Origin of the sequence: Candidatus Terasakiella magnetica, from assembly GCF_900093605.1 — a bacterium.
GTDB lineage: Bacteria > Pseudomonadota > Alphaproteobacteria > Rhodospirillales > Terasakiellaceae > Terasakiella > Terasakiella magnetica.
Genome location: NZ_FLYE01000034.1, coordinates 272100 through 278099, shown reverse-complemented (window position 1 = coordinate 278099; position 6000 = coordinate 272100). Strand labels below are relative to the sequence as shown.

Genomic DNA, 6000 nt, shown 5'->3' with positions numbered 1-6000 from the left:
CTTAGCTGGAGGCGAGTAATCCGGTGCTTAAGATACTCATCATGATACCGAGGAACAGGTCGAGGATGACGATGCCGATGGCGGCACTTAAGGGGATGTGGAGTGTTCTTTTGGCAAGATTGGCTATCCAGACAAGCCCGGCGAACATAAGCCCGACTGAAAGCGATGAGGCGCCTTCCCATGTGATGAGTTTGCTGGCTTGGGCAAGACCGACCAGCAGATACATGGTGTTATAAAGACAGCCGAGCCAGTTATAAGCGATGATGAAATCAAGAAACTGGTCACGCCGATTGATGAACGTGCAAATCCGTTCCATCAAAACCGGAAAGATCAACCACGCCAGAATATAAGTTTCACTCTCAACAAAGAAATAGCGCCAGCCCTCATGCTTTTCAGGATTAAAGCGCAGTAACATCAAAAGAATATAAAGCGGGGCCACAAGGACGGCTGCCCAATAAAGCGAGGCCCAAAAACCGCGCGCACCGCCCACCATCATTTTCACGCCGCTGGTGTCTAGACGCACAAGGCGCGAGGCACAGGCTAAACCGTAAAAAAGGGCGCGCAGATCAATCATGAAGCCTCTTTAAAATAATCTTCTAAAATAGCCTGATAAATTTTGCTCAGGTTGGTTAAATCTTCAACTTTCACATTTTCATCCACTTTATGCATGGTTTGTCCCACAAGGCCAAATTCTGCCACGGTGCAGGAATGGGTGATAAAACGCGCATCAGACGTACCACCGGATGTGGAGCGCTCAGGGGCCACCCCAGTGACTTTTTCTGTGGCACTGGCAATCAGGTCGGTGAGGATATCTTGCGGGCTCATGAAGCTTTCGCCACTGATGCGGGTCTTAAGCGTGTAGTTGGTATCTACCTCATCCAGTGTTTTGCGAATCCACTCTTCAAGGGAGGCACCTGTGTGGATATTGTTATAGCGAATGTTAAATTTGGCCGTGGCTTGTGCCGGAATGACATTTTCAACCTCATTGCCACAGTCAATGGTGGTGAGGGACAGGCTGGAGGGATCAAAAAACTCATTGCCGGTATCAAGTGGCTCAGCAATCAGCGCATCCAGCATCTTAACCAGACGGGGCAGGGGATTGTCTGCGCGGTGGGGGTAGGCCACATGGCCTTGGGTGCCATGCACGGTGAGCACACTGTTGATGGAACCGCGGCGCCCCACTTTCATCATCTCACCCATACATTGGGGATTGGTGGGTTCACCCACAAGGCAGTGATCCATGATCTCGCCTTGCTCTTCCATCCATTGCAGTACCTTTTTTGTCCCATTAATGGCCGGGCCTTCTTCATCGCCTGTGATGAGAAAAGAGATTGAACCTGAAAGAGTATCACCTTGGGCTTGAAGGAAGTTTTGAACCGCTTCCACAAAGGCAGCAACAGCGCCTTTCATATCGGCAGAACCACGCCCATAAAGGCGGCCCTCATGAATTTCACCACCAAAGGGGTCATATTGCCAGCCAGCAAGATCACCCACAGGCACCACATCAAGATGGCCTGCAAAACAGAAGTTTGGCGCTTGTGTGCCAATGCGCGCATAAAGGTTTTCTACGCGCTCTGTACCGTCTTCTTGAAAGGGCAGGCGATGACAGGTGAAGCCGAGCTTTTCCAATGCGCCTTGCAAGAGATCAAACACACCTTCATCTTTGGGCGTTACACTGGGGCAACGGATGAGGTCTTGGGTGAAGGTGATGGTATCGATCATGGCGGGGGCCTATTTAAGTGTTACTTTTATAAAACTATAACGGCCTCAAGCTTCTGACAAGCTAGAGGCCGTATATTTTGTCATTCTGGCTTTGGTCCAGAATTTATGGATGCTGGACCAAAGCCCAGCATGACCATTGAATTAATCGCGCAACAGTTCGTTTACGGACGTTTTAGAGCGTGTTTTCTCATCAACGCGTTTAACGATAACCGCGCAAGCCAAGTTCGGGCCAGGTTCGCCGTTTGGCAGTGGTTTACCTGGCAATGTGCCGGGGACTACAACAGAATAAGCCGGAACGCGACCGTAAGTTACTTCGCCTGTTTCACGATCAACGATCTTTGTAGATTGACCAAGGAAGACACCCATGGAGATCACGGAACCTTCTTCAACAATCACACCTTCAGCAACTTCTGAGCGTGCACCGACAAAGCAGTTATCTTCAATGATAACCGGACCAGCTTGAAGCGGCTCAAGAACACCACCGATGCCTGCACCACCAGAGATGTGAACGTTTTTACCAATTTGTGCACAAGAACCAACCGTTGCCCATGTATCAATCATGGCACCTTCATCAACATAGGCGCCAAGGTTAAGGAAAGACGGCATCAAAACAGCATTTGGGGCCACATAGGCAGAACGGCGAACCACACAACCCGGTACAGCACGGAAACCGGCTTCGCGGAAGTTGGCTTCGCTCCAGCCTTCAAATTTAGACGGCACTTTATCCCACCAGTTGGCATTTTCACCCGGTGCGCCAGCAATTGTTTCCATGTCATTGAGACGGAAAGAAAGCAGAACAGCCTTTTTCGCCCACTGGTTTACGACCCAGTCAGAACCGGATTTTTCTGCAACGCGCAGGGCACCGCTGTCCATCAGGTTCAATGCTTCATTCACAGCATCGCGGATTTCACCTTTAGTGTCGTAATTTACAGAATCACGGTTTTCAAAAGCATTTTCGATTACGGATTCAAGTTGAGCTTTATCCATTGATTTGGGCCTTCTCTTTAAAGTCAGTCAAAAGTTGGCGAGACAATGGAAAAATTGAGCTCTCCTGTCAAGTTTTTGCGTGTTTTCTAATGAACAAATCTTTTCTTATGGGAATCCTATGATGGTATGTCAGAGGGGAATGAGGTTTACTTAAAGTTTTATTTCAAAATATGACCATCATGTTTAAGGGTGATTATTGGTTGAAGAGATTAAACCATAAATTAAATTAGAAAAATAATATAATTATTTCAATAACTTATATTATTCTTTAGAAAATTCACCTATTTGGGTGATTACGTAGTTCTGGGTATGTCGCAGTATTGTTGCAGCGCAAAATAAACACGGGAAGGAACTGTGTAATGTTTAAAAATAGCGAAGAAGTTTTTTTTGATAATAACGAACTCATTGTCAGTAAAACGGACCTCAAAGGCCGTATCACCTATGCCAATGATGTTTTTCTTACGGTTTCGGGGTATACTTTAAGTGAAGTAATGGGCCAGCCCCATAACCTTATTCGTCATGATTTTATGCCGCGTAGCGTTTTTCATCTTTTGTGGGAAACCTTGCAGGATAAAAAAGAAATTTTCGCCTATGTGGTGAATAAGACCAAAAACGGGGGGCATTATTGGGTTTTGGCCCATGTGACACCATCCCTAAATGGAAATGGCGAGATTATGGGGTATCATTCTTCGCGCCGTGTGCCGGACCGCGACCTTTTAAACACACAGATCATCCCGCTTTATGAAGAGCTCAACCGTCTTGAAGCTGCGGCAAATAACCGCAAGCTCGGTATGGAAGATGCCGTGAAATATTTCACTGATGTGGTGGAAAGCCATGCACCAGATTATCACCAGTTCATCCTGACCCTTGATCGATTGGCAGCATAATGTTGGGTAAAGGGGAAAAGTCTAGGGCGATCTCACAATATGTTGAGGTCTGCGAAGCCGTGGCGGAAGGTGATTTTGAAAAACGCATCATCGATATGCCTAAAGATGGGGATTTGCGCGCATTAGCCAAAGCCATTAACCGTTTAATTGATCGCACCGATGCCTATGTGCGTGAAACCACGGCCTCACTTGAATGTGTGCGCGACAATAAATATTACCGCCGCATCAACATGAACGGCATGATGGGGGCGTTTGGGGTTGCCAGTGAAGTAATCAATGATGCCACTCAAGCCATGGAAGATCGCGTGAGTTCTTTTAATGATGTGGTGGTGACTTTTAACGATACAGTCTCAGGCGTTGTTCATAACGTTGAAGATACCGCAAACGGGTTGGAAAATCAGGCCAAAGACATGTCCGACCTTTCTGGGGAGACATCGCAAAAAGCAAGTTTTGTCGCCTCAATCGCTGAACAAACCTCTTCCAACATCAATACGGTGGCTTCTGCAACTGAAGAGCTGAATGCCTCCATTTCTGAGATTAGTGCGCAAACCCATCGCTCTATGGATATTTCCAATGTGGCAGTTGATCAAAGCAGTTTGGCCCAAGAGCAGGTGACAAAATTGGCTGAAGCTGCTGATGAAATTACCAATATTGTGGGCTTGATCAGTGATATCGCCGCCCAGACCAATATGCTGGCGCTTAATGCCACTATTGAAGCGGCCCGTGCAGGCGATGCGGGTAAAGGCTTTGCGGTTGTGGCTGGGGAAGTTAAAAATCTTGCCAGCCAGACTACAGGGGCCACAGATGAGATCGAAAATAAAATTGGCGCGATTCAGAAAGTAACTTTAGAGGCGCAACGCTCTATTTCTGAAATTTCTAAAACGATCCAGAATTTAAGTGATAGTTCTTCGTCTGTCGCCGCCGCTGTGGAAGAGCAAAATGCTGCAACCGGTGAGATCAGTCGCAGTGTGGCAGAAGCTGCGCGTGGTATGGCGGAAACCAAAAGCGATATTGACCTGTTATTAGGTGTTGCTGAAAATGCGCAAACGACCAGTGATCAGGTCTCTCAATCGGCTAATAGCCTGCCTTCAGAGACCCAAATGCTCAAGCAATCCCTTGATGAGTTTATGATTAAGGTGCGCGAAGTCGTTTGATCGGCTTTTGTGTGTGAGGGACCTTGTGCAACGCCAATGATGCTGTATGCTGGCCTCATTGGCGCTTTGCTTGTTGTGATGGATAGGTGTGAATTTCTCCGTGCTTCAGTAAAAGGGAGCCGATGGACCCTTATTTCATTACAGGAGCAATTTAATGTCTCAATTGGTTAATGCCCAAACCGCAAAAGTTCATATTACCTTCACATTGGAAGATGGCACAGTTGTGCCTGCCTCACCTGATGGGCAGCCTGTTGAGCTGGTTGTGGGGGAGCCTTGTGGCTTTAAGGCCGTTGATGACGCATTGCCAACCATGGCGGTGGGTGAAGAGCGCACCTTGCAGCTGACAGCTGAAGAAGCTTTTGGTCTGCCGGACCCAAACTTGCGTTTTGAAATTGAACGCGCCCAGGTTCAGGCCGAAGGTGACATTCAGCCCGGTATGGCCATGCAGATGGATAATGGCGATGGTCAAGTCATGACCGCGATCATCCATGAAGTGACAGAAACAACCGTGCGCGTTGATGCAAACCACCCATTGGCTGGTGAAGCATTAGCTTGTAAAATCGAAGTTGTTTCCGCTGTTTAATTAAGTAAGGTTTTAGAGGTCCCTTTATGAGTGAGAAAATTTGGAACGTTTATCTTTCCGGTGAAATTCACAGCGATTGGCGCGAACAGATTGAACAAGGCGTGGCTGAGCGTGGCCTGCCTGTAAAATTATCTTCGCCCGTTTGTGTACATGAAGATTCTGACAATTGTGGTGTTGCAATCTTTGGGGAAGAAGAAAACAGTTTCTGGATGGATCATAAAGGGGCCAACCTAAATGCCATTCGCACCAGAACTCTTATGCGCGAGGCTGATCTGGCGATCGTGCGTTTTGGTGAAAAATACAAACAATGGAATGCGGCCTTTGATGCAGGCTTTGCAGCAGCGTTGGGCACACCCTATATCACGCTACATCCAAAAGAGCATGACCATGCCTTAAAAGAGGTTGATGGAGCCGCTGCAGCCATGGCACGTGACCCAAAACAGGTGGTGCAGGCCTTGGCCTATATTATTCGTGGTGAAATGCCTTAAAGAGCGCATGACCTTTTAAAAACAAAAAAACCGCCTGACTGAAAAGTCGGCGGTTTTTTTAATGGCTGAAAGATGGAGCGGGCGAGGCGATTCGAACGCCCGACCTAAACCTTGGCAAGGTTTCGCTCTACCCCTGAGCTACGCCCGCTTAACATCTTTAGCGATATATGTTTTAGAAG

General features: G+C 47.5%; 7 protein-coding genes and 1 tRNA gene. 4 read left to right on the top strand and 4 right to left on the bottom strand.

Translation table 11 applies throughout. The annotated features are described in order from the left end of the window. Position 1: 1 nt before the first annotated feature. From MTBPR1_RS12180 to dapD, 3 genes are all read right to left on the bottom strand, one after another. Positions 2–574, bottom strand: coding sequence for a hypothetical protein (locus MTBPR1_RS12180; protein ID WP_069189273.1), 573 nt, complete (start codon positions 572–574; stop codon positions 2–4). Then, positions 571–1722 (bottom strand): succinyl-diaminopimelate desuccinylase, encoded by a 1152-nt coding sequence (gene dapE, locus MTBPR1_RS12175; RefSeq protein ID WP_069189272.1) that lies wholly within the window; start codon positions 1720–1722, stop codon positions 571–573. Before dapE ends, MTBPR1_RS12180 begins: the two co-directional genes overlap by 4 nt. Positions 1723–1863: 141 nt before the next feature. Continuing rightward, positions 1864–2709 (bottom strand): 2,3,4,5-tetrahydropyridine-2,6-dicarboxylate N-succinyltransferase, encoded by an 846-nt coding sequence (dapD, locus tag MTBPR1_RS12170; RefSeq protein ID WP_069189271.1) that lies wholly within the window; start codon positions 2707–2709, stop codon positions 1864–1866. Positions 2710–3068: 359 nt separating this feature from the next. Between dapD and MTBPR1_RS12165 the strand changes: the two genes are divergently transcribed. The 4 genes from MTBPR1_RS12165 to MTBPR1_RS12150 all read left to right on the top strand — a co-directional run bounded on the left by MTBPR1_RS12165 (position 3069) and on the right by MTBPR1_RS12150 (position 5821). Next, on the top strand, positions 3069–3596 hold the full coding sequence (locus MTBPR1_RS12165; protein ID WP_069189270.1) for a PAS domain-containing protein: 528 nt from the start codon (positions 3069–3071) through the stop codon (positions 3594–3596). Further along, on the top strand, positions 3596–4750 hold the full coding sequence (locus MTBPR1_RS12160) for a methyl-accepting chemotaxis protein (protein WP_069189269.1): 1155 nt from the start codon (positions 3596–3598) through the stop codon (positions 4748–4750). Before MTBPR1_RS12165 ends, MTBPR1_RS12160 begins: the two co-directional genes overlap by 1 nt. 154 nt (positions 4751–4904) lie before the next feature. Then, positions 4905–5333 (top strand): FKBP-type peptidyl-prolyl cis-trans isomerase, encoded by a 429-nt coding sequence (locus MTBPR1_RS12155; RefSeq protein ID WP_069189268.1) that lies wholly within the window; start codon positions 4905–4907, stop codon positions 5331–5333. Between the two features lie 26 nt (positions 5334–5359). Continuing rightward, positions 5360–5821 (top strand): YtoQ family protein, encoded by a 462-nt coding sequence (locus tag MTBPR1_RS12150; protein WP_069189267.1) that lies wholly within the window; start codon positions 5360–5362, stop codon positions 5819–5821. A 73-nt stretch (positions 5822–5894) separates the two neighbouring features. On the opposite strand, the gene MTBPR1_RS12145 is transcribed toward MTBPR1_RS12150, so the two are convergent. Then, positions 5895–5969: transfer RNA gene (locus MTBPR1_RS12145), tRNA-Gly, on the bottom strand. Positions 5970–6000: the final 31 nt, after the last annotated feature.

Excerpts from the sequence above, each read along its gene's own strand:
- MTBPR1_RS12165 (WP_069189270.1), top strand. The coding sequence starts at position 3,069 with ATGTTTAAAAATAGCGAAGAAGTTTTTTTTGATAATAACGAACTCATT.
- MTBPR1_RS12155 (WP_069189268.1), top strand. The coding sequence starts at position 4,905 with ATGTCTCAATTGGTTAATGCCCAAACCGCAAAAGTTCATATTACCTTC.
- MTBPR1_RS12180 (WP_069189273.1), bottom strand. The coding sequence starts at position 574 with ATGATTGATCTGCGCGCCCTTTTTTACGGTTTAGCCTGTGCCTCGCGC.
- dapD (WP_069189271.1), bottom strand. The coding sequence starts at position 2,709 with ATGGATAAAGCTCAACTTGAATCCGTAATCGAAAATGCTTTTGAAAAC.
- MTBPR1_RS12160 (WP_069189269.1), top strand. The coding sequence starts at position 3,596 with ATGTTGGGTAAAGGGGAAAAGTCTAGGGCGATCTCACAATATGTTGAG.
- dapE (WP_069189272.1), bottom strand. The coding sequence starts at position 1,722 with ATGATCGATACCATCACCTTCACCCAAGACCTCATCCGTTGCCCCAGT.
- MTBPR1_RS12150 (WP_069189267.1), top strand. The coding sequence starts at position 5,360 with ATGAGTGAGAAAATTTGGAACGTTTATCTTTCCGGTGAAATTCACAGC.